The sequence below is a fragment of the Bradyrhizobium sp. Ses1 genome (assembly GCF_059512365.1).
The window spans coordinates 69,975-96,369 of sequence record NZ_JCAMOQ010000032.1; the positions used below are offsets into that span (position 1 = coordinate 69,975).

Sequence of the window (26,395 nt, forward strand, 5' to 3'; positions counted from 1 at the left end):
GAGATACTCCGCGAGTGAATAGCTTCTTCTGACAACCAGCCCGGCAGCCAGCTATGACCGGGCAAGCGGCAGGCCGAGCCGGCCGACGCCCGGGAACTTCAGGGCAGGGCGACGGATATCGATGCCAAGGACTCCGCCGAACAAGTTCAGCTCGATCCCTTCGATCCAGCCGATCGTCAGACCGAGATAACCGCCCAATGTAGCGAAGACACCGGTGCGCGACGCGGTGACGCCGTACCACTCGCCCCGGTAAGGATAGTCCTTGCCGATCGCCGTCGGCGGTAGCACCGCTTGCAGTTCCGGCACGGCGTCGAGTGCCGCCTGAACAAACGTGTTCGAGTTCGGGCCCGGCCAGGCGCTGTAATCGCCATAGTCGCGAAACCTGTAATTCTCGATGACAGCCCGGATCTTCGGGATCAGCGGCTCGGCGTTCGCGCCGTCCACGCTGACGATTGCTTCCGGCACGGCACCGAACCATCGGCCGTCGGCCTCGAAGCCGTCGACCCGGATCGGTTGCCCCCACGCCGTGTAGTCATAGCGGCTGTAGCGCGGCGCATCCTGTTCCTTGACCACGATCCAGGTGTGGACCGCAAAAATCCCGCGCCAGCGCACGGTGCGCGCAGCATAAACTCGGACGACGGCGGGCGGATGCTCGGAGGCTTTCGGCAGCAGGCCGGCGCTCGATCGGTCGGCCGTCTGCCAATCGACGCGCCTGTCTCCTAGCAAATAGGCGACCGTCGAAAAGGCAAGCGGAACGACAATCAGCAGGACGAGAATGACCACGGATTTCTTCACAGAGGGACATCGGCGGAAGGGTGGTCATGTCGATCTAGTCATTCCGGTCCGCCGGAACCAGAGCGGGCCAGCGGGCATCAATATTTCTTCATCTCGGGGGCGAAGCCGACCCACAGCGCGACCGAGACCAGGCCGAGTGCGCCGAGCAGGACGAATGTCGGCGCATACCCGATCCATTGCGCGATCCAGCCGCCGAGCGCGGGGCTGAGCGAAGCGCCGATGCCTTGAACGGTGATCACCGCGCCCTGTCCGAGGTTGATACGGCCGGTCCCGTTCAGCGAGCGGGCGACCATTCCCGGGACCGCGACACTCTGCAGGCCGGCGCCGATGCCGTCGAGAATTTGCACGGGCACTACGCCCCACCAGCCCGTGAGGAAGAACGCGAGGATGCCGCGCAGCGGCAGTGCCAGGAAGGACGCGAGCAGCACCGGCCAATAGCTGCGGTTTTCCGCCGCGCGCATGCCGACGATCGAGGTCACGATCATGACGGCCTGCGCGATCACAATCGTGGTCGCCACGAAATCCGGCCCCTTGGCAAAGCCGTCGGCAACCGCCGCCAACCCATACAGCGGAAGGATCGCGGCATTGCCGAGATGGAAGGCCGCCAATGCCAATGCGAGGACGAGCAGCGCCTTGTGCCTGGCCAGCACCGTGAAGCCGCTTGGCTGGCTCTCCGGATCATCCTCTTTGGTGCCACGCGCAGCCCTGTTGTCGATGGCGTCGGCAGGGATCAGAAGAACGCATGCGATCGCAATGGCGCCGAAGAGCGCCGCCAGCAGGAACACGGCCGTGTAGCCGTATTTCCAACCGAGATAGCCCGATACGGCCGCGCCGACCATGTTGCCGGCATGGTTGAAGGCCTGGTTGCGGCCGTTCTGCCGGTTGAAGCCCTTCTGCCTCACGATGCCAAGCGTGATGCCGGTGACGGCGGGAACGATGGCGGCGCCGGCAAGCGAGGTTGCGATTTGCGATGCGGCGACGGCCCAGAAGTTTTGCGACAGCAGAATGAGGGCCGAGGCGGTGACAACGGCGACGCCCGGCACGATCACCCAGGCGCGCTTGTGCCGGCTTGCATCGATGAAGCCGCCGATCGGCGTCGTGATCAGCATGCCCGCGACGTTGCCTATCGTCATCGCGGTCCCAATCCAGCCGCTCGCCCAGCCATGCGCCTGCAGGAAGACGCCGACGAACGGCCCGATTCCGGACTGCATGTCGGCCATGAAGAAGTTCAGAGCGAGCAGGGGCCACAGCCGCGCCGCCTTGTCCGATCGCTCATTCTTCTTGCTGACACGCATGACAAGTAGACTCTCGGCCGGTTAAGCGATCACCAGATGATTCTCCAAGACCGACGGCGGGCTTCCACCGCAGCGGTCGGAACAAAGCGCTGGATCATGAATTTGAAGGCGATGGTTCAAATCGACGTTCTCGAAAAACCGATCGAACGCATCAAGGAAACCTGCGTGATGATGGGCATCACGGAGAAGTTCGAGCGCGCGCTTCCGGAGCTCGAGACGTTCCTGGAAGGCGAAGTGGCAAAGGGCGAGACCCGCGAGACGCGGCTGACTTACGATGGACTCTGCTACCTCAAGCAGATCTTCGCGAGAAAGTAACAGCACGGCACACGGGAAGGTTTTCACGACTGCTCATCGGACGACGGCTCTGACGCGGCTTCAGCATCCGCCACGGGCCATCGCAAAAGTTTTTGCACCTGGCATCAACGCATCAACGTGGCGCGGTAGCGATCGTTCCCGATCGCCGTCGCAGCTAGCGCCACATCCCGCGCATCTTGGCGCGGATGTCGACCGGCGCTGCACGATCTGCCGGCGCGGCGGTCGCCGGACGCGCAATCGGCCAGGTGGTGCGCTCGAACAGCGGCACCAGCCTCTCCGGGATGAAACGCGTGCGCGAGGCGTACATGTGCCGGTCGCCTTTGGCGCTCTGGCCGTGCACGAAGAAGCGCTGCGGCAGGATCAGGTGCAGATCATCCTTGGCGCGGGTCATGGCGACGTAGAGCAGGCGGCGTTCCTCTTCCAGCTCGGCGCTGGTCCCGGCGCCGAGATCCGAGGGCATGCAGCCGTCGACGACGTTGAGCACGAAGACCGACTTCCATTCCTGTCCTTTGGCGGAATGGATCGTCGAGAGGATCAGATAGTCCTCGTCGAGCAAAGGCGGGCCGGCCTGGTCGCTGGTCGCATCCGGCGGATCGAGCGTGAGCTCGGTCAGGAAGCGCTCGCGCGACGGATAGCCGCTTGCGATCTGTTCGAGCTGGATCAAATCCGCGCGGCGGACCTCGGCGTCCTCGTGGATGCGGTCGAGATGCGGCTCGTACCACAGCCGTGCCCGCTCGATATCGACGGGCCACTCGGAATAGCGGAGGTTCTCGATCGCGCGGACAAATCCCTTCCAATCTTCGCCAGCGCGCGGCGGCGAGGGCAAGGTGCAGAGTGCGGCAATCGGGTCGGCAGCCTCGGCCATGCGTTCGAGCACCCGCTGCGCCGAGCTTGGCCCGACGCCCGGCAGCAAATGCAGGATGCGGAAACCGGCGACGCGGTCGCGCGGATTCTCCACGAAGCGCAACAACGCCAGCATGTCCTTGACATGGGCGGCGTCGAGGAATTTCAGGCCGCCGAACTTCACGAAGGGAATGTTGCGGCGGGTGAGTTCGACTTCCAGCGGACCGCTATGCGAGGAGGTGCGAAACAAGACCGCCTGGTGCTTGAGCAACGCGCCTTCCTCGCGGTTCGCCAGGACCTGCTCGACGATGTAGCGCGCCTGATCGGCCTCGTCGCGGACGGCGACGAGCTGTGGCCTGCGCGACGATGTCCGCTCGGTCCAGAGATTCTTCGTGAAGCGCTCCTTGGCCAGCGCAATCACGCCGTTTGCGGCCGATAGGATCGGCTCGGTCGAGCGATAGTTGCGATCGAGCGTGATGAGCTCCGCCCTCGGCGTAAACTGATCCGGAAAATCCAGGATGTTGCGGACAGTGGCGGCGCGGAACGAATAGATCGACTGCGCGTCGTCGCCCACGACCGTAAGCCCGCTCCCTCCGGGTTTCAGTGCGAGCAGGATCGATGATTGCAGACGGTTGGTGTCTTGGTATTCGTCGACCATGACGTGGTCGAAGCGGCCACCGATCTCGTCGGCAAGCGCGGCGTCGGTCACCATCTGCGCCCAATAGAGCAGGAGGTCGTCATAATCGAGTACGTTCTGTTGCTGCTTGGCGTCGACATAAGCAGCAAACAGGCGCTTCAGTTCATCCGCCCAGCCCGAGCACCAGGGATAGAACATGCCGAGCACGCTCTCGATCGGCGTCTCGGAATTGACGCAGCGGGAATAGATCGCAAGGCAAGTGCCCTTGGTCGGGAAGCGGCTCTCGGTTTTGGAGAAGCCGAGATCGTGCCGGACGAGGTTGATGAGGTCGGCGGAATCCTCGCGGTCATGGATGGTGAAGGCAGGATCGAGCCCGATCCGCTCGGAATATTCCCGGAGTAGCCGCGCGCCGATGCCGTGAAAGGTGCCGGACCAAGTGAGCGCATCGGTCATCACGCCCGCGTTGTCGCCGAGCACGCGGCGGGCGATCCGTTCGACGCGCTTGGTCATTTCCGCCGCCGCGCGGCGCGAGAAGGTCATCAGGAGGATGCGGCGTGGGTCAGCACCGCTGACGATCAGATGCGCAACGCGGTGGGCCAACGTGTTGGTCTTGCCTGATCCGGCGCCGGCGATCACCAGAAGCGGCGCGCCAATGGTTCCATCCGGCCCGACGCCGTGCTCGACGGCGCGCCGTTGCGCAGGATTGAGCGCATCCAGATATGTGTCTTTGCTGTCCGCGAGCACGAATCACCCCGGAGAAAGCTAACAGAGATCGGGCCTGTGGGGATGAAGGTCCAGGGCGGGAGATAGAATTAGATTGACTTTGGCTACGCCCGTTGCACAACCGCGTCATGGCTGACGTATCGAGTTCCGACACACCGCTGAAGGCGACGTTCAAGATCAAGCTGAACGGCGAGACCGTCACGATTGCGACCGTCGGCCAGGCCTATCGCTTCATCACCAATCTGAACTCGGTGGAGTGGATGGAATTCCGCACGCTGCACGACGAGGCGGTCAGCGCGCTGGAGAAAGCCGCCGACAACGCGATGCTGGCGATCCCGGCGACTAATGCGCTGCGCGCGCTGTTCGTGCGCGCAAAACTGCTCTGACAGGAAACGGGGCGCCTGGTCTCCAAGGCCACCCCGGATTGCCGCAGAGAGCCGCGATTCGGCCACGCCCCTACGAACACGGTCACAGCGCGTCCTCCGCCAGCAAGCGGTCATAGGCGAGCGCGGAGCGCAGGTTGATGGCGGCGATCTTCAGATAGCGCGATTCCTTCATGGCATTGTTCAGCATCAGGATCGCCGTTCGCCAGTGAACGCGTTCGCGCTGATCCTCAGTGAGTGATGAAAAGAAATCCGCCACGTCGCCAACGGTCGCGATCGTCCGCCCGTCCCTCAACGCAAGCGGGAACGGGAGCGGCGAATTCCTTTCGATATCCAGCAAGAGACGCTCCGGGCAACGACCAACCGACGCTTAAGTCACCCGGCTATATCATTTGTTAACAGGAGGCGAGGGGCTGCCAGCATCGGCTAGAAGGAATCCGCCAGCGCGATTTCCGCCTCGAGCGCCTGAATACGCCGCCCGGCTTCTTCAAAGCTCAGATCCGCCGCGTATTGCCTGGGCTGGTAGGCCTCTTCCGCAAGACCCTTCAATCGCAATGCCTGAGCGCGGGTCATTTGAGCACTGGCGCGCTCGCGTACCCCGCCATATTTCGCCACCGGTGTCCTCATGGTCCGCTGCCTCGTAGTCTCAAATCCGTGACTTGACTTTATGTTCTATTTTTGTTCTAACAAGCCATGGATAATAGAATTAATGAAATCCGTCGCAAGATCAGTGCGCTACGGGACGAGATGATCGTCGCCGAGGGCGTGGTCCGCGATCAGGTCAATCACGATCACGATTGCACGGAGGCGGCGCGCCGGCTGCTTGCCATGCGCTCGGAGATGACTGAGCTGATCGATCAGTGGAAAGCTGCCGGCGGCAGCGAACGGCTGCCCGACGTCAGAGAGCACCTGAAACGCCAGCCGGTTGTGCGACCGAAGAAGGATTGAGCGCGCCAACCAGCCTCGCTAGCCGCGTTTGCGGATAGATAGGCGGGCAGTTGCGCGACAGCACAGCACGATGTGCTCCCGCCCGCTTCCAACCAGGAACGGACGTCGTCTCCGCGCGTTTTCACCGCAAGGAGACCATGACTGAGCCCTTGCCCATATTGATCGAAGATTCGGTGCAGATCGCCTGGGACTTTCTCGAGCGCGCCGGCGAGCTTGACGATGGCGCAGTCGCGAGCCGCTTTCTGGTCGACGATATCGAACTGATGGTGCGACGGGGAGAGCGGCGGCGCCTTCTGCTGGCGAACAGGGCGATCGACGACTATCGGCGCTTCAAGCACGGGCGCGCGATGCTGGTCGGGCGAGAGCTCGAACCTGCGACGTGACCGCGGCGGAGTGTCCGCGTTAGGAACAGATTTAGCGCTTGCGCTTGCTTCCTCCAGGAGGTGTCGCATGAGCAAGGAAACGCCACTCGATGATCCCCGGCAGCAGACCGACTGGGGTTCGCACAAGCAGACCGACAAACCGTGGAAGGAGAAGCCGGAGAAGGAGCAGCGATCCGGCGATCCGAAACCTGACCTCGAAAAGTGGCGGGAGAGCAATACCAGCTGAAGGCGGTCGCAGCCACGAGCATACCGATGACCCGCTATCACTTCTGGATTGTTGACCACGATCGGGCGCTCGATGCCATCGGACGACCGGTGGGTGACCGCGACCAGGCGCTCGTGCACGCCAAGCGGCTTGCGATCGATCTCGCTGAGAGCGGGCAGGAATATCTCGGCAAAGGTTATGCGGTCGTGGTGCTTGATGATGCCGGCATCGAGATTCATCGTGAAAGTATCGATACCGCCGAAAAGAGCGGCTGACGCGAACCAGGTCGATCTGCTCGGTGAACCGCGGCCGAGCAGATGGCCGGTCTTTGGCAACCGGAATAGCGCAGCGAGTGTTGCGCCGCGTCGGCCCGATGCTCCCGTCCTTGGAATGTCAATCGACGATTGTTTCGGAAAGAGGCCGGTTCAGCCGGGAAAACCCGTGGAGGCGACCTTCCAGCAGGGCGTCCATGCCACGGCGGTGCAGCAAGAGCAGTCCGACTGCAAGCTGGCGAAGATCGTTGCGGTCGGCGCCGACGGGGAGCCGGCGTGCGCGGCGCAGCGCGTCGGCCGCCTGTCGCTCCAATGGAGATCGCTTACGTTCCATAAGCTCGGCCCCCGGCGGCCATCGATAATAACTACATCGAATAGTGATAACATGGCCCATTTCAGCCGCCGCAACCGCCACATAGGTTAACTTCGGTGAGTTTTGTGTCGGACGGGAACGATGAATGACGATCGCAACCCGCTGCTCACACTGATTTCCTGCGTCATCTGCAGGAAGACAATGCGGCTCGAGCGGAGCGCGCCGGGCGAGGACGGCAAGGACGTCATTCAATATCGCTGCGAGCAATGCGGGCGCATCGAACGGGTCCGGCTCGTCCGGGGAAGCTGGCCGTCCACGAGTCAGGCCGGTTGATGGGGTCGCCAAGGCTTCAGATCAGGCCGCCGACGTGACCAACTCGGTGCCCGGATAGGCGACCATCCAATCGTCCAGCAATTCATCGGAGCTGGAATCGTCGAGCACGAGCGGACGGCATGCCGCCAAATCCCTCCCGTGCGCGAGCTTGCTGCGTTTCGGCGGTCTCCTGCGGGTGGTCATTGGCCATCAATGCTCCAGCGGCATTTCCCATGGCTGCCGCAACAACAGATCTGGGGGCGGGCAGGTTCCTGCGAGCCGCAAGAAATGGCGACCCGCGCCGCGGGGGTCAGTCGTGCCCGGTCAGCTTGGACAGCTCACGGCTGAGCTCGTGAAGCTGGTAGGGCTTGCGGAGGATTGGAAAATCCATCCTGACGTGCTTGACGGAATCGGAATAACCGGTCGTGAGCAGGACTGGCAGCGTCGGATTTCGCTCTCTGATCTCGCGCGCCAGCTTCAGTCCGTCCATCTTGCCGGGCATGATGATGTCGCTGAATACGAGGTCGACATCGTCAGCCTCGATCTCTTGCAGCGCCGTCTCGGCGTTAGGCACCCAGCGGACGGTGTAGCCGAGTTGCTCGAGCAGCCCGGTACTTGCGTCGGCCACAGCGGGATTGTCCTCGACCAGCAGAACGGTCGCGGAGGCTTGCTTGTTCAAGCTCCCCTGTTCGTGATGCACGGCCGCGCTGCTGCGGGGCAAGCGGAGACGGACCTTGGTGCCCGTGCCAAGCGCGCTTTCGATCTCGATCGTCCCGCCGGCTTGGTGGACGAAGCCATGCACTTGGGAGAGGCCGAGGCCAGTTCCCTTGCCGATGGGCTTGGTCGTGAAAAAGGGATCGAACACCTTGCTGAGCACATCTTGTGGAATGCCCGCGCCGGTATCCTCGACTGAAATCAGAACCTGATCCTTGTCCAGATCATTGCGCGCCGAGATGGTGACGGTGCCGCCTTCCGGCATCGCATCGCGGGCGTTGATGACAAGGTTGAGGAGGGCGGTTTCGAACTCGGTGGGATCGAGGAAGACCGGCCAGACGTTGGGCTGGATATCGATCTGCAACGTCACCATGCTGCCGAGGGCACTTGCCAACACCTCGCGCACCGACATGATCTGGCGATCGACGTCGATGGTCCGCGGATTGACGCTCTGTCGTCGGGCGAAGCTGAGGAGCTGGCTCGTCAGGGACGCGGCACGTTGAGTAGCGTTCTCGATCGCGCTCAGTGCGCCCAGGGCCTTCACGCTTGTTAGCTCCTTTTTGATTTTATGCAGATTGCCTGAGACGATCATCAAGAGATTGTTGAAGTCGTGCGCGACACCGCCGGTCAGTTGGCCGAGCGCGTCCATCTTCTGGGATTCCGCAAGCTGTCGCTGTATCTGCTCCAGCTTGAGCTGCGCTTCGCGTCGCTCCGTGATGTCGCGGGTGATCTTGGCAAAGCCGATCAGGCGGCCGGAGCGGTCGCGAATCGGGTCGATCACAACGCTCGCCCAGAAGAAGGAGCCATCCTTGCAGACGCGCCAGCCTTCCTCCTCGTAGTGGCCGGTCTCCTCGGCGATCTTCAACGCCCGTGCTGGCTTGCCCGCCGCCCGATCCGCCGGGGTATAAAAACGCGAGAAGTGCTGGCCGATGATTTCCTCGGATGAATAGCCCTTGATTCGCTCGCCACCGGCATTCCAGTTCACGACGATGCCCTGTGGGCTCAGCATGTAAAGGGCGTAGTCGGTGACGGCCTTGACCAGAAGACGGAAATTGCGCTCGCTCTCGAAATAGTCCCGTTCGAGCTGTTTGGTCTTCTTGGCCATATGAAATCCTGCCCCGCCGACAGCAAACGCCAAAGTGCGACCTTCGTTCCCGCTTTAGGCTTGGTCTAACAGCTTGCTGAGCAGTCGCAAAAAAGTTCCCGAGGACCCGGAACCTTCCGTCAGATCTCTCATTGGTATCGTTCCGCTGTCTCCGCGTGTTATCGCTCATTTTTTCGGTCTTGATTAGATCGCAACCTATCCGTCTTATGCATCCGATGGTCCGGAACTTCGAAAATCTAAAGCCGGCCAACGTGCAGGGGGAATTTTATGAGCGATTTGGGTCCGGCTCCTCGTAGTCGTGGCGAACCCCGCCGTAACAAACAAAACGGCAAGATCGATCCCGCCCAGGACCTGTTGCAGTCGCTCCAGGCGATGCGGGCCGGTGACTTCACCGCGCGCATGCGCGGCGACTATCTCGGGATTGACGGCAAGATCGCGGACGCCTTCAACGAGATCGCCGCGGCGAACGAGCGCATGGCCCAGCAGCTCGAGCGCGTCGGCCAGGTCGTCGGCCGCGAGGGACAGACCCGCCAACGGGTGAATCTCGGCCTTTCAAGTGGCTCGTGGGCGGACATGGAAGGCTCGATCAACACCCTGATCGACGACCTTTTGTGGCCGACGCGGGAAGTGACGCGCGCGGTCGCGGCGGTCGCACAAGGCGACCTGCTGCAGACCGTTCAGCTCGACGTCGAGGGGCGGCCACTGCGCGGCGAATTCCTGCAGTCGGCGAACATCGTCAACACGATGATCAAGCAGCTCGGCGTGTTCACGTCGGAAGTGACGCGCGTGGCACGGGAAGTCGGCGTCGAGGGCCGGCTTGGCGGGCAGGCCCAGGTGCCGGAGGTGACCGGTGTCTGGAAAGATCTGACCGAGAGCGTCAACTCGATGGCCAACAACCTGACAGGTCAGGTCCGCAACATCGCGGAGGTGACGATCGCAGTCGCCAATGGCGACCTTTCGAAGAAGATCACGGTCGACGTCCGCGGCGAGATCTTGCAGTTGAAGGAAGCGATCAACACCATGGTCGATCAATTGCGCTCGTTCGCGTCCGAAGTGACGCGCGTCGCGCGCGAGGTGGGTACCGACGGCAAGCTTGGCGGCCAGGCGATCGTGCCCGGCGTCGCCGGCACCTGGAAGGACCTGACCGATTCCGTCAATGCGATGTGCGGCAATTTGACCGCGCAGGTGCGCAACATCGCCAACGTGACGACCGCGGTGGCGCGCGGCGACCTGTCGCGGAAAATCACCGTCGACGTGCGCGGCGAAATCCTGGAGCTGAAGGACACCATCAACACGATGGTCGACCAGCTCAACGCCTTCGCGGGCGAAGTGACGCGCGTCGCGCGCGAGGTCGGCACCGAAGGCAAGCTCGGTGGCCAGGCCCAGGTGCCCGGTGTCGGCGGCATCTGGAAGGACCTGACTGATAACGTCAACTTCATGGCGTCCAACCTGACCGCCCAGGTCCGCAACATCGCCGACGTCGCCACTGCGATCGCCGGGGGCGACCTTTCCAAGAAGATCACGGTGAATGTGTCAGGCGAGATCCTTCAATTGAAGGAGACGCTGAACACCATGGTGGACCAGCTCAACGCGTTCGCGTCCGAAGTCACGCGCGTGGCGCGTGAAGTGGGCACCGAAGGCAAGCTCGGCGGTCAGGCCAACGTGCTCGGCGTTGCCGGCACCTGGAAGGACCTGACTGATAACGTCAACTTCATGGCGTCCAACCTGACCGCCCAGGTCCGCAACATCGCGGAAGTGACGACGGCCGTGGCCAATGGCGACCTCTCGAAGAAGATCACGGTCGACGTGCGCGGCGAAATCCTGGAGCTGAAGGACACTATCAACACGATGGTCGACCAGCTCAACGCCTTCGCGTCCGAAGTCACGCGCGTGGCGCGCGAGGTCGGTACCGAAGGCAAGCTCGGCGGACAGGCGCTGGTGCGCGGCGTTGCCGGCACCTGGAAGGACCTGACCGACAGCGTCAATTCGATGGCATCGAATCTGACCGGCCAGGTTCGCAACATCGCGGAAGTCGCAACTGCGGTGGCGAAGGGTGACCTGTCGAAGAAGATCACCGTGAATGTGTCAGGCGAAATCCTTCAATTGAAGGAGACGCTGAACACCATGGTGGACCAGCTCAATGCGTTTGCGGGCGAAGTGACGCGCGTGGCGCGCGAGGTCGGCACCGACGGCAAGCTGGGTGGCCAGGCGGAAGTGCCTGGCGTCGCCGGCACCTGGAAGGACCTGACCGATTCCGTGAATTCGATGGCGGGCAACCTCACGGCGCAGGTGCGCAACATCGCGGAGGTCGCGACCGCGATCGCCGGCGGCGACCTGTCGCGCAAGATCACGGTCGACGTGCGCGGCGAGATCCTGCAGCTCAAGGAAACGCTGAACACCATGGTCGACCAGCTCAACCGCTTTGCGGGTGAGGTGACGCGCGTCGCACGCGAGGTCGGCACCGAAGGACGTCTGGGCGGTCAGGCCAACGTGCCCGGCGTGGCTGGCACCTGGAAGGACCTCACCGACAGCGTCAACTCGATGGCCGGCAATTTGACCGCCCAGGTCCGCAACATCGCGGAAGTCACCACCGCCGTGGCGCGCGGCGACCTCTCGCGCAAGATCACGGTCGACGTGAAGGGCGAAATCCTTGAGCTGAAGAACACCATCAACACGATGGTGGACCAGCTCAACGCCTTCGCTTCCGAGGTGACGCGCGTGGCGCGCGAGGTCGGCACTGAAGGCAAGCTCGGCGGCCAGGCCGAAGTGCCGGAGGTCGCCGGCACCTGGAAGGACCTGACCGACAACGTCAACTTCATGGCGTCGAACCTGACGGCCCAGGTCCGCAACATCGCGGAGGTCGCGACCGCGATCGCCGGCGGCGACCTGTCGAAGAAGATCACCGTGGACGTCCGCGGCGAGATTTTGCTGCTGAAGGAAACGCTGAACACAATGGTGGAGCAGCTCCGCTCCTTTGCGGCCGAAGTGACGCGCGTGGCGCGCGAGGTCGGCACCGAGGGCCGGCTGGGCGGTCAGGCCGTGGTGCCTGGCGTCGCCGGCACCTGGAAGGACCTCACCGACAACGTCAACCTGCTGGCGGCCAACCTCACCACTCAGGTGCGCAACATCGCGGAAGTCACCACCGCGGTGGCGCGCGGCGACCTCTCGCGCAAGATCACCGTCGACGTGAAGGGCGAAATCCTCGAGCTGAAGAACACCATCAACACCATGGTGGACCAGCTCAACGCGTTTGCGGGCGAAGTGACGCGCGTGGCGCGCGAAGTCGGCACCGAAGGCAAGCTCGGCGGCCAGGCCGAGGTGCGCGGCGTCGCCGGCACCTGGAAGGACCTGACCGATACCGTGAACGTGATGGCCGCCAACCTGACCGAGCAGGTGCGCGGCATCGTCAAGGTCGTGACGGCGGTCGCCAATGGCGATCTGAAGCAGAACCTGACCGTGAAGTCGAAAGGCGAGGTGGCCGCGCTCGCCGACACCATCAACAACATGACCGAGACCCTGGCGACGTTCGCCGATCAGGTCACGACCGTGGCGCGCGAAGTCGGCGTCGAGGGCCGGCTCGGCGGGCAAGCCAACGTGCCCGGCGCCGCCGGCACGTGGAAGGATCTGACCGGCAACGTCAACCTGCTGGCCGCCAACCTGACCTCGCAGGTCCGCGCCATCGCGGAGGTCGCAACCGCGGTGACAAAAGGCGACCTGACCCGCACCATTCAGGTCGACGTCCGCGGCGAGGTGGCAGAGCTCAAGGACAACATCAACACCATGATCGGTAACCTCCGTTTGACGACGGACCGCAATACCGAACAGGACTGGCTGAAGACCAATCTCGCCAGGTTCACCAATATGCTGCAGGGGCAGCGCGATCTGTCGACCGTGGGACGGCTGCTGCTGACCGAATTGGCGCCCGTGATCAACGCGCATATGGGTGTAATCTACCAGGTCGAGAGCGCCGAGATCCCGCAACTGCGTCTGTTGTCCGCCTATGCCGACGACGGCGCCAAACCGCATCCATCAATCGTGCGCTTGGGCGAGGGACTGATCGGCCAATGCGCACTGGACAAGCGGCAACGGCTGCTTTCGGACATTCCTGATGATGTGGTCCCGGTGAATTCGGCGCTGATGCGCGTGCTGCCCAAGAACGTGGTGGTATTCCCGGTCCTGTTCGAGAACCAGGTCAAGGCTGTGATCGAGTTGTCTTCGCTCGCGTCGTTCACCGCCTCGCAGATTACCTTTGTAGAGCAGCTCACCGACAGCGTCGGCATCCTGCTCAACAGTATCGAGGCGACAATGCAGACCGAGGGCCTGCTAAAGCAGTCGCAACAACTCGCGGGCGAGCTTCAGGCCCAGCAGCGGGAATTGCAGCAGACCAACGAGCAACTCGAACTGAAGGCGCAACAGCTCGCCGAACGCAACGTTGAGGTCGAACGCAAGAACCAGGAAATCGAGCAGGCGCGCCGTGCGCTGGAAGAAAAGGCGAGCGAGCTTGCGCTGACCTCGAAATACAAGTCGGAATTCCTGGCCAACATGTCGCACGAGCTGCGCACGCCGTTGAACAGCATCCTGATCCTCGGCCAGCAGCTTTCGGATAATCCCGAAGGCAATCTTGCGCCCAAGCAGGTTGAATTCGCCCGCACCATCCACGGCGCCGGCACCGACCTGCTCAATCTGATCAGCGACATCCTCGACCTCTCGAAGATCGAGTCCGGTACCGTGACCGTGGACGCCGAGGAAATCCTGACATCGAGCCTGCTCGAAACCGTCGGCCGACCGTTCCGCCATGAGGCGGAAAACCGTCATCTGTCGTTCAGCATCGAGGTCGACGAGACGCTTTCCCGCAGCATGGTCACCGACTCCAAGCGCCTGCAGCAGGTGCTGAAGAACTTGTTGTCCAACGCCTTCAAGTTCACCGCCGAGGGCGGCGTCAAGCTGACCGTCTCGGCCGCGGTCGGCGGTTGGAGCGCCGAGCATCCAATTCTCAACACCGCACCCGCGGTCGTTGCCTTCGAGGTGAGCGATACCGGCATCGGTATCCCCCTGGACAAGCAGAAGCTGATCTTTGAAGCGTTCCAGCAGGCGGATGCAGGCACCAGCCGTAAATATGGCGGCACCGGCCTTGGCCTTGCGATCAGCCGCGAACTCGCGAGCCTGCTCGGCGGCGAGATCCATCTGCGAAGTGCGCCGGGCAGGGGCAGTACCTTCACGCTCTATCTGCCGCTGAAATATTCCGGCCCGAGCGTTGCGCTTCGCGTGCCCCCCGCGCTGCCCTTATCGCAGGGCGGTGCGCCGGCGTTGCAGGCGCCCGCAACGCAGGAGCGCGTGGCGGAGGTGCTGGACGACCGGCTCAATCTCGAGCCCGGAGACATGATCCTCCTGATCGTCGAAGACGACCCGCATTACGCGCGGGTTCTGGTCGATCTCGCACGGGACAAGGGTTTCAAGGTCCTGGTCGCGAACCGCGGCGCCGAGGCATTGGACCTCGCCAAGCAGTTCCAGCCGACCGCGGTTTCGCTCGATGTGTTCCTGCCCGACATGCTCGGCTGGACCGTGCTGAGCCAGCTCAAGCACAATCCGCTGACCCGGCACATACCGGTGCAGGTCATCACGCTCGACGAGGACCGGCAGCATGCGCTGGCGCGCGGCGCCTTCTCGTTCGTCAACAAGCCCACGACGACCGAGGGCGTCAGCGCGGCGCTCGCCCAGATCAAGGAATATGCAAGGCCGCGACGCAAGCGGCTCTTGATCGTGGAAGACAATCCGGCCGAACGGCTCAGCATCAAGGAACTATTGGATCATAAGGACGTCGAGATCGTCACCACCGGTACCGGAGCCGGAGCGCTCTCGACCTTGCGAAGCATCCCTTGCGACTGCGTCGTACTCGATCTGCGGCTGCCCGATATGAGCGGCTTTGAGGTGCTCGACGAAATCCGCAAGGATGAAAGCCTGTCCAATGTTCCGATCGTAGTCTTCACCGGACGGGAACTCTCGGCCGAGGAGGATGCCGAGCTTCACACAATGGCGCGCAGCATTGTCGTAAAAGGCGTCGAATCCCCGGAACGTCTGCTCGACGAAACGTCACTGTTCTTGCACCGTGTCATCACTGAATTGCCGATTGAAAAGCAAAGGATGCTGGAGAAACTTAACAGTTCCGATGAGGATCTCATTGGCAAGACGGCGCTTCTCGTCGACGATGACGCGCGAAACATCTTCGCACTTTCCAGCGTGCTCGAACGGCGTGGTATGAAGGTACTGACGGCTACGACGGGCCATGAGGCGATCGCGCTAGTCGAATCCAATCCCAAGATTGCCATCGTCCTGATGGACATCATGATGCCGCAGATGGACGGCTATCAGACCATCGGCGTGATCAGGCAGAATGCGGCGCTTGCCCGTCTCCCGATCATCGCACTGACCGCAAAGGCGATGAAGGGCGACCGAGAGAAATGCCTGGAAGCGGGCGCGTCGGATTATCTGGCCAAGCCGGTGAACACCGAGCAATTGCTGCTCGCCATCCGCATGTGGCTACATCGCTGAAGCGGCATGAAGATGATGGACCATGAAAAGGTAAACATCCTTCTGGTCGACGATCAGCCGGCGAAGCTGCTGGCCTATGAAGTGATCCTGAAGGAGCTCGGCGAGAATCTGGTGGTGGCCGCGTCGGGGCGGGAAGCGCTCGAGTTTCTGCTCAAGAACGAAGTCGCGGTCATCCTGGTCGACGTCTGCATGCCCGAGCTCGATGGTTTCGAGCTCGCTGCCATGATCCGCGAACATCCGCGCTTTCAGAAGACCGCGATGATTTTCATCTCGGCGATCCAGGTCAGCGATTTCGATCGGCTGCGCGGCTATGAGATGGGCGCGGTCGACTACGTTCCGGTGCCGGTGGTGCCGGAAGTGCTGCGCGCCAAGATCCGTGTCTTCGCCGAGCTCTACCGCAAGACCCGGCAGTTGGAGCGGCTCAATTCCGAACTTGAGGACCGCGTCCGCGCGCGCACCGCTGAGCTCGAGCAATCGACCGCGCGGCTGGTCGAAAGCGAACAGCGCCGCAGCATGGCCATTGCCGCCGGCAAGATGGGCTCCTGGGACTGGGACTGGGTCAACGGCGACTGGATGTGGGACGATGGCCAGTACAAGATCTTTGGCGTCGATTCCAAGAGCTTCGAGCTGACATCCGCGAATATTCAAACGCTGTTTCATCCCGAGGATTTCGATGGCTTGCGCGAGGCCTGGACCGAATTCGCGAAGGGCGTGAAATCATACGAAGCCGAATTCCGCATCATCCGCCCCGACGGCGAGGTGCGCTGGTGCGTCGGCACGGCGGCTGCGACCACCGACAAGAAGGGCCGCGTGGTGCGGGTCAGCGGCGTCACCGTCGACATCACCGACCGCAAGCGTGCCGAAGAACGGCAGAGCCTGCTCACGCGAGAAGTCGATCATCGCGCCAAGAACGCTCTCGCGCTGGCGCAGTCGATCGTACGGCTGACGCGCGCGCAGAATGTCAACGCCTATGTGCAGGCGGTCGAGGGCCGGATCACGGCGCTGGCGCGGGTTCACACCGTGCTGTCGCTGTCGAGCTGGCAGGGCGCGGAAATCCGGCGACTGGTGGCCGAAGAAGTAGCGCCGTATTCGGAAGCCGGACAAATCCAGTACGAGGGTGCGGAGGTCCAGCTCGAGCCTGCCACGGCGCAAACGCTGGCGCTGGCGCTGCACGAGCTCGTCACCAACTCCGCGAAGTATGGCAGCCTTTCCTCGCTGTCAGGCCGGCTCGCCATCACCTGGGAAGTGCAGAGCGATAGGCTGATCCTGGCGTGGGTTGAAACAGGTGGACCGCGCGTGACCAAGCCGACCTCCAAGGGATTCGGCACAAGGAGCGTGATCGCCAGCATCGAGACCCAGCTTGGCGGCAATGCCGATTTCGATTGGCGCCCTGAAGGCCTGGTCTGTCGCCTAACGGTGCCGTTGCAGGGAAAGCCGCGCACGGAGGCTGCTTCATATCGAGATATGAATGCGCCAGGATCGGAGCCGGCGCTCAGTTCGCGCACTGCATAGCCGCGACGGATCAGGCATCGGAAGCCGCGATTAGGAACGTTCTCGTCACTGGCCGATTAGTTTCATCGACGTCTTAAGGATGGCTTGCGATGAAACTGACACGAATTGCGTTGGCTTTCGGATTCATGCTGTGCCCCGCGCTCGCACTGGCGCAAACGGGTGGCGCACCGAGCGGGCGCGGATCGACCACGGGAGACCCGGCCGCGAGCTCCGCCACGCCAGGCTCCGCGCCGACAACCGGCAGTGCAACGAGACCGAGCCGGAGCGGTAGCGGGACATCGACTTCAGGCGGGCGGGACAACAATGGCGACGCCGGCCGGGACCGAATGCCCGAGAGCAACATGACCGTTCGCCCGAACGATCCCGACAAGAAGTAATCGCGAAGACGTTTGCAACGGAGAGGAAGATGGGACTTGCGCAATACGCCATCGTGCCAATTCGCGACCAATGGGGAGTGCTGCATGACGGCGTTGTGAACGGTGAATATGCGACCAAGGAATCCGCGTTCGAATCGGCCGTCGCTGCTGCATCTTTGGCGATTCGGCAGGGCCATGAAGTGCATGTGAGCGTGCCGGCGCGGGAGCAGGGCGAAGCCGCCATGCAGTCCAAGCCTTAGCTGCGGAGGAGCGAGGGTTGCCAAGAGAGGCCCGTTGGGCTGTTTTTCGAGTGATCCGTTCCCGCCTAGCCGTTTATTTTTGTTCGCGCGAAGTAACCTGAGTTAGCGACGATAGATTGTTGGAAGCGCGATTCTATACTCACTTGCGAAGCGGGAGACTTCCATGACGGCAAAGCGCAATCGAAGAAAGAACAGCGTGCCGTTCGACGAGCGGCTCCAGAGAGCGGCAGACGAGGCACGCGCGGCAGCCGAGCAGTTGCCGCAAGGTGAGGCGCGCGACGCATTGCTGAAGAAGGCAAGGCAAGCGGAAACCGCCGCTCATCTGAACGAGTGGCTGACATCGCCCGGCCTGCAATCGCCGCGCTGAGATGACGATGGATCGCAAGGCTGCCTGTCTGGCGCAGGCCGATGCCTGCCGGGCGAGGGCGCAAGCCGATCCAGCAAATAGCGATCACTGGATCGAAGAATCGATCAAATGGCTCGAGCGAGCCATCGATCCAACGGGCGGCCTCTCGATGACTTTCGAGACGAAGGATGAGCAGCAGCTCACGTCAGATGGCGCCGTCGCCCCGATCGCATCTTTCGACGTCCGAGCCTCGTCAACCAGAACCGACGGGACCTAGTCGGATTCGACATAAGCCATTCGCGAACAGGCGATCGCACCCAAGGCGATAACGACGCCAGCGGCGATCAGGAAACTCGGCAAGTATAGGGACACGGTCGGCGAACCGGCGGTCTGCCGCACATGGTTGGGACTGTTCATCCCAGCAGATATCTCAGCATCCCCGTGAGCAGTGCCGCGCTGACGATCGCCAATGTCGCGCAAAGCAGGTCTAGGTTGAGGCTGACTTTGTCGTGTTGATGCTCGTGCATCGCTATAGCTGTGCATGTTGGGCGCTGGGACGAGAAATCTCGCTCAGCGCCACGCCGGCGCTGTCACCGCCGTTGGCCTGCGCAATATCGCCGAGCGCAATGATACCGACCAAACGCTTTTCGCGATTGAGTACGGGCATGCGACGGACCTGAATCTCGCCCATAATTGCCGTCACCTCGTCGAGATCCTGATCTTCGAAGCAGTACTTCACCTCGGCAGTCATGACGTCCCGGATCCGCGCCTCCGGCCCGCGGCCCATGCCGACGCCGCGAATAGCGATATCGCGGTCGGACACCATGCCGACGAGGCGGTCGTTCTCGGTGACCGGCAGCAGTCCGACGCCGAGTGCGCCCATAGCCTCTGCCGCATCCTTCAAGCTGTCTTCAGGAGTACAGAGCTGAACGTCGGGGGTCATCGCATCGCAAACTCTCATGGCAGACCTCGCTGTCGTCGTTTAGCGCCTAACCGATGTTGCGGATCGGCGTTCCTTCGGGCCGCAGGATTTTCAAGGCGGGACCGAACGGCGGCTACGACCGGGAACCAAGTCGGGCTGTCGTGCGTAGTCTGGGGTGAGACGATGCCAGGCGGGAGCGAAAAATGCCGCTCTACCATTTCGATCTCGTCAACACCAAGACGGTTGCCGATCAAGGCGGCGCGGAACTCGCTGACGATATCGCCGCGATGGATTCGGCCGACAACATCGCACGGCGGCTGCTCGGCGAACACCCGGACCTGAAGAACAGGCACTACTCGATCCTTGTCACCAACGAAGACGGTGACGAGATTTGTCGATTGCCGCTAGACATCATCCACTAGGCAAGGCGCGCTGCGCCTATGACCGATCTTATCGCGAGATCAACGACAGCTCGATGGTGCGTGCGCGCTTGTATTGCTGAAACGCGGAAATGGCGCGGTTTGACAGCACAAGCCTGTTGTGCTGGCCCTGGCTGATCATGAAGGCGACTTTCTCGATCAGGAAATGGTGTGCTTCCACCGGATCATCGATTTCGCCAGCCCGCCTGAGGTAGTCCCACGCGATCTGTACCGCGCTCTCCAGCAGCACGGGAAAGGACTCGTCCTTGAACCATGCCGACATGTCGGTTCCTCGAATTTACTGGGGAACCCGGTTTGCCGTATTTGGTTCCTAAGTGTTCTCGCGATCTATTGAGCGTGGACGGCGAAACGCACGAACTTGCGTCCACGGCGCTAGGAACCGGTTCGGGCGGCGCCGGGTTGTGCCGAAAGGTCAATCCAAGGAGATACCGATGAAGAAGATCATTCTGGCCTCTGCATGCGTTCTGGCATTGTCTGCCGGCGCCGCGCTCGCGCAGCAGGCCCAGCCCGCGCCCGGTGCATCCAGCGAGGGCAATGTCGGGCCTGGCGCGACACCGCATACGAGTACGCACATGAACAAGAAGGGCATGACGACCGGCGCCGGCGGCGGCTCGAGCCGCGCGGCCCATCCTTCCAGCCATGGTGCCGGGACCAAGAGCGACAAGGGGACGCAATCGGGCGGCCGATATTAGACCGATGCGATCAAGAAAAATGCCGGCCATGAGCCGGCATTTTTCGTCAACTGGCTGCAATTACTGATCGAGGGCGCTCGGTCTGCTGGTTCCTACTTTCCCCCTTCAATCAATTGTCGCAGTGCAGCCGCGTCGGCGGGCGCGGCGCTCTTCTGGTCGTTGTCGAAATAGACGTAGACGTCGCAGCCCTGCTTCTTCCAGGAACGAATGCGCTTGGCCCACTCCCGCCAGTGTCGCATCGCGATAATGGCCCTTATATCGGCCGCCGGGGCCGTGGCCTCTGACGTAGACGAAATCGGCGGTGCGCCTCCACGGTGCCGGCGCGTCGTGATGGTCCGAAATGCACAGCGAGATGTTCGCATCGGACAGTAGTCGCATGACTTTCGGGGCATACCAGCTTGGGTGCCGAAACTCGAAGCTGTAGCGGCGCTCTTTCGACAGCAGCTTGAGGAAGGAGGCGAGGCGATCCGGCTTAGCCTCAAACTGCGGCGGCAGTTGAAACAGGATGGGACCGACCTTGTTTCCCAGCAGCGACAGGCGAGCTTCGAGCAGCTCGAGACTGTTGACCGAGTTCTCCGACAGGCGCTTCCAATGTGTGATAAACTTGGACGCCTTCCAGGCGAAGACAAAATCCTGATCCGTCTGCTCGCGCCAGCCCTTCACCGCTTCGGGCGTTGGCGTGCGATAGAAGACGCCGTTCAATTCCGTGGTCGGAAACTGGCTTGCGTAGTAGCGAAGCTGGCTCTTGAGCGGCAGGCCTTTAGGGAAGAACGGCCCCCGCCAGGAATCGTAGTGCCAGCCGGATGTCCCGATCAGAATGCGCGCCATAAACTCGCGATGCGTTGGAGCGAAATGAAGCACAGAGAACCGGCACTCTGTGTGAGGGTTCCAATTCCAATCGGTAATCCCGGTCGTTCGCCGGAACCATGGTCTGACCGCGCGGTTAGCCAAATCGATTGCAAATGATCTCCTTCGCTTGAGGTGCTGTCGTGGATGCCATGACCCGAGAGCATGGGCCGTCCGCAGAAGAAACGCGGCCTCCGGAACGCGCTCCCGAACAGAAGCCTGAATTCAGGGATGTCGGCGAAACGCAAGACAGCCCGCCGACCGCGCCCGAGAAGCCATCGATGCGCGATCGGCTCCGCGAGCATTGGCTGTTGGCGATCGTGGGCGCCTGCGTTCTCCTGGCTGCGCTGATTGGCGGCGTCGTCTATTGGCTCGAGGTCCGTAACTACGAATCTACCGACGATGCTTTCGTCGCCGCCCGCAGCTTCTCGGTTGCGCCGAAGGTCGGCGGTTACCTTGTCGATGTGCCCGTTACGGATAACCAGCACGTCAATGCGGGCGATCTCCTCGCCCGTATCGACGATCGCGACTACAGGATCGCCGTGGACCAGGCCGAAGGGCAGGTTGCAGCCGCGCAGGCCAACATCGCCAATCTCGAGGCTCAGATCACCAGCCAGCAAGCCCAGATCGATCAAGCGAGAGCACAACTCGCGCAAGCCGAAGCGCAACTGCAATTCGCGCAGCAGGAGGCCGCGCGCGCCGATGATCTGCTGCAGAAGGGCGCCGGCACACTGCAACGTGAGCAACAGACCAAGTCCGATCTCGAAGCGCAGCAGGCCAACACCACGCGTGCGAGAACGGCGGTAACGGTGGCGGAGCTTGGGATCAAGCCGCTGCAGGCCCAACGCGAGAGTGCCAAGGCCTCGCTGCAACAGGCAGAGGCACAGCGCGATCAGGCCAAGCTCAATCTCGACTACACCAACGTCACAGCGGCCCAGTCCGGGCGCGTCGTCAAGCTGAGCGGCGCCAAGGGCACATATGCGATGGCCGGGCAGAGCATCATGATGTTCGTGCCCGACGAGGTCTGGATCGTCGCCAACTACAAGGAGACCCAGCTTCGCGACATGCGTCCGGGCCAACCCGTCGAATTCAGGATTGACGCCTATCCGGACCGCAAACTGACCGGACGCGTGGACTCGGTGCAACCCGGCTCGGGTACGGCGTTCAGCCTGCTGCCGGCGGAGAACGCCACCGGCAATTACGTGAAGGTCGTGCAGCGCGTGCCGGTGAAGATCGTGGTCGATCATTGGCCCGCCGACGTCCCCGTCGGCCCCGGGATGTCGGTCGTGCCCTGGACGAAAGTGCGATGACCGACACGACGCAGGCCGGCGGCTGGTCGCCGGAGCGTTCCGCCGCCGGTGGACACAATCCCTATCTCATCGCCTTCGTCGTCTCGATCGCGACCTTCATGGAGGTGCTGGACACGACGATCGCCAACGTCGCACTGCGCCACATCGCGGGCGGACTGGCGGTCGGGATCGACGAGAGCACTTACGTCATCACCAGCTATCTCGTCGCCAACGCGATTGTGCTGTCGATTTCCGGCTGGCTCGCCACCGTGATCGGACGCAAGCGCTTCTACATGATATGCGTGGCAACCTTCACCGTGGCCTCGCTGCTGTGTGGGTTTGCCTGGAGCCTGGAATCTCTCGTGCTGTTCCGCATCGTGCAAGGGCTCGGCGGAGGAGGCATGGCGACCTCCGAGCAGGCGATCCTCGCCGACTCTTTTCCGCCGGCCAAGCGCGGCCAGGCGTTTGCGATCTACGGCATCGCGGTCGTGGTGGCGCCGGTGATCGGGCCGACGCTCGGCGGCTGGATCACGGACACCTATTCGTGGCACTGGGTGTTCCTGATCAACGTGCCGATGGGACTGCTTTCGCTGTTCCTCGTGGGGACGCTGGTGAACGAACCGTCGGGTGCCGAGGAGGAGCGAAGGACATTGCTTCGGAAAGGACTTCGCGTCGACTATGTCGGTTTCGCTCTGGTTGCGATCGGGCTCGCCTCGCTCGAATTCGTCCTCGACGAAGGCCAGCGCAACGACTGGTTCGGATCGAACATGATCCTGGTTTTTGCGCTGGTTTCCGCCTTTTGCCTGCTGGCGCTGATCCCCTGGGAATTGACGCGCGAGGAGCCCATTATCGAGCTTCGCCTGCTCGGCCAGCGGCAGTTCGCAGCTTGTTTCCTGGTCATGCTCGGCACCGGCGCAGTCTTGATTTCGACCACCCAGATCCTGCCGCAACTGCTGCAGGCGGACGAGAACTATACCGCGACGCTCGCGGGTCTCGCGCTGTCGCCGGGCGGCATCTTCACGATGGTGATGATGCCGATCGTCGGCAGGCTCCTGAGCGTCGTCCAGCCGAAGCACCTGATCATGCTCGGCGCCATGATCGTGACGCTCTCGATGTGGCATCTCACGGGGCTCACCCAGGATATCTCCTATGGCTATGCGGCGTGGTCGCGCATCTTTCTCGGCATCGGGCTGCCGTTCCTGTTCCTGCCGGTGACGACGGCCTCCTACGATGGCGTGCCGCCGGAGAAGACCAACCAGGCGTCGGCGCTGATCAATGTCGCGCGCAACATCGGCGGCTCGATGGGAGTCGCGCTGGCGCAGACCGTGCTGGCGCAACGCCAGCAATTCCATCAGAGCCGGCTGGTCGAGCATGCCGCGCCATCCGACATCGGTTACCAGCAGACCATCGATGCGATGACGCGCTACTTCCAGGCGCAGGGCTCCAACGCTTCCGAGGCGGCTTCGCAGGCGATCGCATGGGTCGGCCAGACATTGCAGCGCCAGATCGACTTCCTCGCCTATATCGATGTGTTCTGGACGCTCGCCGTCATCGGCGCCCTGATGATCCCGCTCGCGCTGAGCATGCGCTCGATCGATCTCAACGCGCCGGCAAGAGGACATTGACGGCCAAATCGTCGCAACCACAGACGCGATTGTGAAATGAGCCAGCCAAGGTTCTGGGCTATGGATGCGTGTTCGCGAGATCATCGTCTCGCGTGAGGATATGAAATGCCCTGGAAGCCAGTTGCAGCGAGCGTCGTGCTGGCGGCCTTGCTTGAGTTGATGAATGCAGCTGCTGCAAGCGCACAGCCTGCTGTGCTGAAGGGACAGGAAGCCTATGGCGATTGGCGGCGCGACAAGCCCGGCACGTTGCGCCTGATCACGCCGCAGGATCTGCCCAAGCCCGGCGCGACGCCATCGAGCGCGAACATGTCGCGGGTGGTGCCGCGAACGGCCTCCGCAATTCCTCAAGTGCCGCCAGGGTTCAAGGCCGAGCTGTTCGCCGACGGCTTGAACGGGCCGCGCATCATCAAGACCGCGCCGAACGGCGACATCTTCGTGGCCGAGACGCGCGCCGGGCGTATCCGGGTGCTGCGCGCCGCCGATGGGGCGACGAAGCCTACGATCAACGAAGTCTACGCCAGCGGCCTCGATCGTCCGTTTGGGATCGCCTTCTTTCCGAATGGCGACAACCCGCAATGGCTCTATGTCGCCAACACTGGAAGCGTGGTCCGCTTTGCCTATCGCAATGGCGACCTCAAGGCCTCCGGAGAGCCGGAGACGGTCGTCGCCAAGCTGCCGCACGGCTCGGGTCACTCGACCCGGGACATTGTCTTTACGCCCGACAACAAGCGGATGCTGGTCTCGGTCGGCTCGGCAGGCAATTCGGGGGAGGGCATGGGTAGCCCGCCGGGTGGCTTGGAAGCCTGGAAGCGCGAGCGCCCGCTCGGCGCCGCCTGGGGCAACGAGACCGACCGCGCGGCGGTGCTCGCCTTCGATCCTGACGGCAAGAACCAGCGCACCTTTGCCACCGGCATCCGGAATTGCGTCGGGCTTGCGATGCAGCCGCAAACGGGCGTGCCTTGGTGCTCCACCAATGAGCGCGATGGCCTCGGCGACAACCTCGTGCCCGATTATGTGACCCGCGTCCGCGAGAACGCGTTCTATGGCTGGCCGTGGTTCTACATCGGTGCCAACCAGGATCCGCGGCACGCCGGCGCGCGGCCTGACCTGAAGGACAAGGTCACGGTCCCGGACGTGCTGCTGCAGGCGCATTCCGCTTCGCTTGGCCTCACGTTCTATGACGGCCAGAGCTTTCCCGCCGAGTATCGCGGCGACATATTCGCGGCCCTGCATGGCTCGTGGAACCGGTCGAAGCGCACGGGCTACAAGGTGATCCGCATCCGGTTGAAGGACGGCGTGCCGACCGGCGAATACGGGGACTTCGTGACCGGCTTCGTCATCAACGATTCCGAAGTCTGGGGACGCCCGGTCGGCGTCGCCGTAGCGCGTGACGGTGCGCTGCTCATTACCGAAGACGCCAATGGCACGATCTGGCGGATCAGCCGTTAGCCTCTTAGCCTTGCCCGTCGCTGAGCCCGTATTCCTCGTAAATCGCCAGCGGATCGGCGTCGGGAAACAGCCGGCACTTCGCTTGCGCCAGATGCAGGGTGACGGTTCCGCGATCGCAGCCGGCCGCAAGCAGCTTTCGGATGTCTTCCATGTGCGGACGCGGCTGGTGTTTTGAGGGAAGCTGCTCGAGGGCGACGAGCGCCGTCGCCAGCGCCTCGGTGATGACCCATTCGTCGTGGCCGGTGATTCCCTTTCTCGGCATCGCCACACCTCCCGCATTGGAGCAAGGTACATTCTAGCGTAAAGCCGGGGCGCGCCAGCGTAAAGCCACGGCGTACCGCCATTGTTGGATTGCATCCAGCAAGGCAGATGCCTACGACGTGCACACCATTTCCGGCACAGCATCATGCAGCAATTAAGGCTTCCGGCCGACGATCTCACCGGCGGGCTCAACACGTTTGCTGAATTTGTGGGCGCGCTGGGCCCGCTGGACGCAAGCCGCGGATGATGGGTTTCGCTGCGCTCTACCCATCCTACGCTGTCGTCCCCGCGAAGGCGGGGACCCATAACCACAGGCTGTGGTTGTGGAGAAAAGCAAGCGGTGGTAGCGGAACATACAACAAAGGCCTGGGGTTATGGGTCCCGGGTCCCGGCTACGCCAAGGGGCTTCGCCGAGGCGGGCAAGCCCGGGACGACGTGGGGAGAGATCACGGTTCAATTGTCAAACAGCGAGAGGATGTGAGTCCGCGTTCTCGCGGCATTCGCTGCCCGAGCTTTGCATCACTTTCACCCTCTCATCGAACAGAGGGCGCAGGGAAAGCCGGGTGCTGGTTGCACCCATGGGTCCCGTGCAACAAAAAGCACGG

Annotated in this window: 27 protein-coding genes and 1 pseudogene; 16 read left to right on the forward strand and 12 right to left on the reverse strand. The window is 62.6% G+C overall.

Going from position 1 to position 26,395, the window contains the following annotated elements; translation table 11 throughout:
- Window positions 1-51: 51 nt before the first annotated feature.
- On the reverse strand, window positions 52-783 hold the full coding sequence (locus tag AC5ZG5_RS29535; protein ID WP_456644912.1) for a DUF3750 domain-containing protein: 732 nt from the start codon (window positions 781-783) through the stop codon (window positions 52-54).
- Window positions 784-872: 89 nt separating this feature from the next.
- The gene (locus tag AC5ZG5_RS29540; protein WP_456644913.1) at window positions 873-2,090 is read right to left on the reverse strand and encodes an MFS transporter; all 1,218 of its coding nucleotides are present in this window, start codon (window positions 2,088-2,090) and stop codon (window positions 873-875) included.
- A 36-nt stretch (window positions 2,091-2,126) separates the two neighbouring features.
- Here AC5ZG5_RS29540 and AC5ZG5_RS29545 point away from each other — a divergent pair, with 36 nt between their 5' ends.
- Entirely contained in the window at window positions 2,127-2,405 is a 279-nt protein-coding gene (locus tag AC5ZG5_RS29545; protein ID WP_028166440.1) for a hypothetical protein, read from the forward strand.
- Between the two features lie 154 nt (window positions 2,406-2,559).
- Here the strand turns inward: AC5ZG5_RS29545 and AC5ZG5_RS29550 are convergent, their stop codons facing one another.
- Window positions 2,560-4,629, reverse strand: a complete 2,070-nt coding sequence (locus AC5ZG5_RS29550; protein WP_456644914.1) for an ATP-dependent helicase — start codon at window positions 4,627-4,629, stop codon at window positions 2,560-2,562.
- 107 nt (window positions 4,630-4,736) lie between these two features.
- Between AC5ZG5_RS29550 and AC5ZG5_RS29555 the strand changes: the two genes are divergently transcribed.
- The gene (locus AC5ZG5_RS29555) at window positions 4,737-4,994 is read left to right on the forward strand and encodes a hypothetical protein (protein WP_456644915.1); all 258 of its coding nucleotides are present in this window, start codon (window positions 4,737-4,739) and stop codon (window positions 4,992-4,994) included.
- A gap of 82 nt (window positions 4,995-5,076) precedes the next feature.
- Here the strand turns inward: AC5ZG5_RS29555 and AC5ZG5_RS29560 are convergent, their stop codons facing one another.
- Entirely contained in the window at window positions 5,077-5,331 is a 255-nt protein-coding gene (locus AC5ZG5_RS29560) for a hypothetical protein (protein ID WP_130227524.1), read from the reverse strand.
- Window positions 5,332-5,417: 86 nt separating this feature from the next.
- Window positions 5,418-5,606, reverse strand: a complete 189-nt coding sequence (locus AC5ZG5_RS29565; RefSeq protein ID WP_456644916.1) for a DUF3072 domain-containing protein — start codon at window positions 5,604-5,606, stop codon at window positions 5,418-5,420.
- A 78-nt stretch (window positions 5,607-5,684) separates the two neighbouring features.
- Here AC5ZG5_RS29565 and AC5ZG5_RS29570 point away from each other — a divergent pair, with 78 nt between their 5' ends.
- The 4 genes from AC5ZG5_RS29570 (at window position 5,685) to AC5ZG5_RS29585 (ending at window position 6,802) form a co-directional block, all read left to right on the forward strand.
- The gene (locus tag AC5ZG5_RS29570; RefSeq protein WP_456644917.1) at window positions 5,685-5,939 is read left to right on the forward strand and encodes a hypothetical protein; all 255 of its coding nucleotides are present in this window, start codon (window positions 5,685-5,687) and stop codon (window positions 5,937-5,939) included.
- Between the two features lie 137 nt (window positions 5,940-6,076).
- On the forward strand, window positions 6,077-6,322 hold the full coding sequence (locus AC5ZG5_RS29575; RefSeq protein WP_456644918.1) for a hypothetical protein: 246 nt from the start codon (window positions 6,077-6,079) through the stop codon (window positions 6,320-6,322).
- A 67-nt stretch (window positions 6,323-6,389) separates the two neighbouring features.
- Window positions 6,390-6,548, forward strand: coding sequence for a hypothetical protein (locus tag AC5ZG5_RS29580; RefSeq protein WP_165435335.1), 159 nt, complete (start codon window positions 6,390-6,392; stop codon window positions 6,546-6,548).
- A 26-nt stretch (window positions 6,549-6,574) separates the two neighbouring features.
- Window positions 6,575-6,802 carry a DUF6894 family protein gene (locus AC5ZG5_RS29585; RefSeq protein WP_035691254.1) on the forward strand — a complete coding sequence of 76 codons (228 nt, stop codon included), beginning with the start codon at window positions 6,575-6,577 and terminating at the stop codon, window positions 6,800-6,802.
- Window positions 6,803-6,920: 118 nt separating this feature from the next.
- Here AC5ZG5_RS29585 and AC5ZG5_RS29590 read toward each other — a convergent pair whose 3' ends face one another.
- The 3 genes from AC5ZG5_RS29590 to AC5ZG5_RS29600 all read right to left on the reverse strand — a co-directional run bounded on the left by AC5ZG5_RS29590 (window position 6,921) and on the right by AC5ZG5_RS29600 (window position 9,243).
- Entirely contained in the window at window positions 6,921-7,364 is a 444-nt protein-coding gene (locus tag AC5ZG5_RS29590) for a hypothetical protein (protein ID WP_456644919.1), read from the reverse strand.
- Between the two features lie 102 nt (window positions 7,365-7,466).
- Window positions 7,467-7,628 (reverse strand): hypothetical protein, encoded by a 162-nt coding sequence (locus AC5ZG5_RS29595; RefSeq protein WP_165435337.1) that lies wholly within the window; start codon window positions 7,626-7,628, stop codon window positions 7,467-7,469.
- A gap of 106 nt (window positions 7,629-7,734) precedes the next feature.
- Window positions 7,735-9,243 carry a PAS domain-containing hybrid sensor histidine kinase/response regulator family protein gene (locus AC5ZG5_RS29600; protein WP_456644920.1) on the reverse strand — a complete coding sequence of 503 codons (1,509 nt, stop codon included), beginning with the start codon at window positions 9,241-9,243 and terminating at the stop codon, window positions 7,735-7,737.
- Between the two features lie 267 nt (window positions 9,244-9,510).
- On the opposite strand from AC5ZG5_RS29600, the gene AC5ZG5_RS29605 reads away from it, so the two are divergent.
- From AC5ZG5_RS29605 to AC5ZG5_RS29625, 5 genes are all read left to right on the forward strand, one after another.
- Window positions 9,511-15,792 carry a HAMP domain-containing protein gene (locus AC5ZG5_RS29605; RefSeq protein WP_130227528.1) on the forward strand — a complete coding sequence of 2,094 codons (6,282 nt, stop codon included), beginning with the start codon at window positions 9,511-9,513 and terminating at the stop codon, window positions 15,790-15,792.
- Between the two features lie 15 nt (window positions 15,793-15,807).
- A complete protein-coding gene (locus tag AC5ZG5_RS29610) occupies window positions 15,808-17,304 on the forward strand; it encodes a sensor histidine kinase (protein WP_456644928.1) in 1,497 nt (498 codons plus the stop codon).
- A 406-nt stretch (window positions 17,305-17,710) separates the two neighbouring features.
- Complete coding sequence (locus tag AC5ZG5_RS29615; protein ID WP_028166427.1) at window positions 17,711-17,920, forward strand: hypothetical protein; 210 nt, start codon at window positions 17,711-17,713, stop codon at window positions 17,918-17,920.
- Window positions 17,921-18,083: 163 nt separating this feature from the next.
- Window positions 18,084-18,287 (forward strand): hypothetical protein, encoded by a 204-nt coding sequence (locus AC5ZG5_RS29620; RefSeq protein WP_028166426.1) that lies wholly within the window; start codon window positions 18,084-18,086, stop codon window positions 18,285-18,287.
- A gap of 7 nt (window positions 18,288-18,294) precedes the next feature.
- A complete protein-coding gene (locus tag AC5ZG5_RS29625) occupies window positions 18,295-18,543 on the forward strand; it encodes a hypothetical protein (protein WP_456644921.1) in 249 nt (82 codons plus the stop codon).
- A 252-nt stretch (window positions 18,544-18,795) separates the two neighbouring features.
- On the opposite strand, the gene AC5ZG5_RS29630 is transcribed toward AC5ZG5_RS29625, so the two are convergent.
- Entirely contained in the window at window positions 18,796-19,227 is a 432-nt protein-coding gene (locus AC5ZG5_RS29630; protein ID WP_028166425.1) for a CBS domain-containing protein, read from the reverse strand.
- 164 nt (window positions 19,228-19,391) lie between these two features.
- Here AC5ZG5_RS29630 and AC5ZG5_RS29635 point away from each other — a divergent pair, with 164 nt between their 5' ends.
- The gene (locus AC5ZG5_RS29635) at window positions 19,392-19,610 is read left to right on the forward strand and encodes a DUF6894 family protein (RefSeq protein WP_028166424.1); all 219 of its coding nucleotides are present in this window, start codon (window positions 19,392-19,394) and stop codon (window positions 19,608-19,610) included.
- A 28-nt stretch (window positions 19,611-19,638) separates the two neighbouring features.
- Here AC5ZG5_RS29635 and AC5ZG5_RS29640 read toward each other — a convergent pair whose 3' ends face one another.
- Window positions 19,639-19,890, reverse strand: coding sequence for a hypothetical protein (locus AC5ZG5_RS29640; protein ID WP_035691250.1), 252 nt, complete (start codon window positions 19,888-19,890; stop codon window positions 19,639-19,641).
- A gap of 169 nt (window positions 19,891-20,059) precedes the next feature.
- Here AC5ZG5_RS29640 and AC5ZG5_RS29645 point away from each other — a divergent pair, with 169 nt between their 5' ends.
- Window positions 20,060-20,320 (forward strand): hypothetical protein, encoded by a 261-nt coding sequence (locus tag AC5ZG5_RS29645; RefSeq protein ID WP_456644923.1) that lies wholly within the window; start codon window positions 20,060-20,062, stop codon window positions 20,318-20,320.
- Window positions 20,321-20,412: 92 nt separating this feature from the next.
- Here the strand turns inward: AC5ZG5_RS29645 and AC5ZG5_RS29650 are convergent.
- A pseudogene (locus tag AC5ZG5_RS29650) lies at window positions 20,413-21,148 on the reverse strand (DUF72 domain-containing protein).
- 299 nt (window positions 21,149-21,447) lie between these two features.
- Between AC5ZG5_RS29650 and AC5ZG5_RS29655 the strand changes: the two are divergent.
- The 3 genes from AC5ZG5_RS29655 (at window position 21,448) to AC5ZG5_RS29665 (ending at window position 25,529) form a co-directional block, all read left to right on the forward strand.
- Window positions 21,448-22,476, forward strand: coding sequence for an HlyD family secretion protein (locus tag AC5ZG5_RS29655; protein ID WP_456644924.1), 1,029 nt, complete (start codon window positions 21,448-21,450; stop codon window positions 22,474-22,476).
- Complete coding sequence (locus tag AC5ZG5_RS29660; protein ID WP_456644925.1) at window positions 22,473-24,080, forward strand: DHA2 family efflux MFS transporter permease subunit; 1,608 nt, start codon at window positions 22,473-22,475, stop codon at window positions 24,078-24,080. Before AC5ZG5_RS29655 ends, AC5ZG5_RS29660 begins: the two co-directional genes overlap by 4 nt.
- A gap of 159 nt (window positions 24,081-24,239) precedes the next feature.
- Window positions 24,240-25,529 carry a PQQ-dependent sugar dehydrogenase gene (locus tag AC5ZG5_RS29665; RefSeq protein ID WP_456644929.1) on the forward strand — a complete coding sequence of 430 codons (1,290 nt, stop codon included), beginning with the start codon at window positions 24,240-24,242 and terminating at the stop codon, window positions 25,527-25,529.
- 4 nt (window positions 25,530-25,533) lie between these two features.
- Here AC5ZG5_RS29665 and AC5ZG5_RS29670 read toward each other — a convergent pair whose 3' ends face one another.
- Window positions 25,534-25,791 (reverse strand): hypothetical protein, encoded by a 258-nt coding sequence (locus AC5ZG5_RS29670; RefSeq protein WP_028166417.1) that lies wholly within the window; start codon window positions 25,789-25,791, stop codon window positions 25,534-25,536.
- Between the last annotated feature and the right edge of the window lie 604 nt (window positions 25,792-26,395).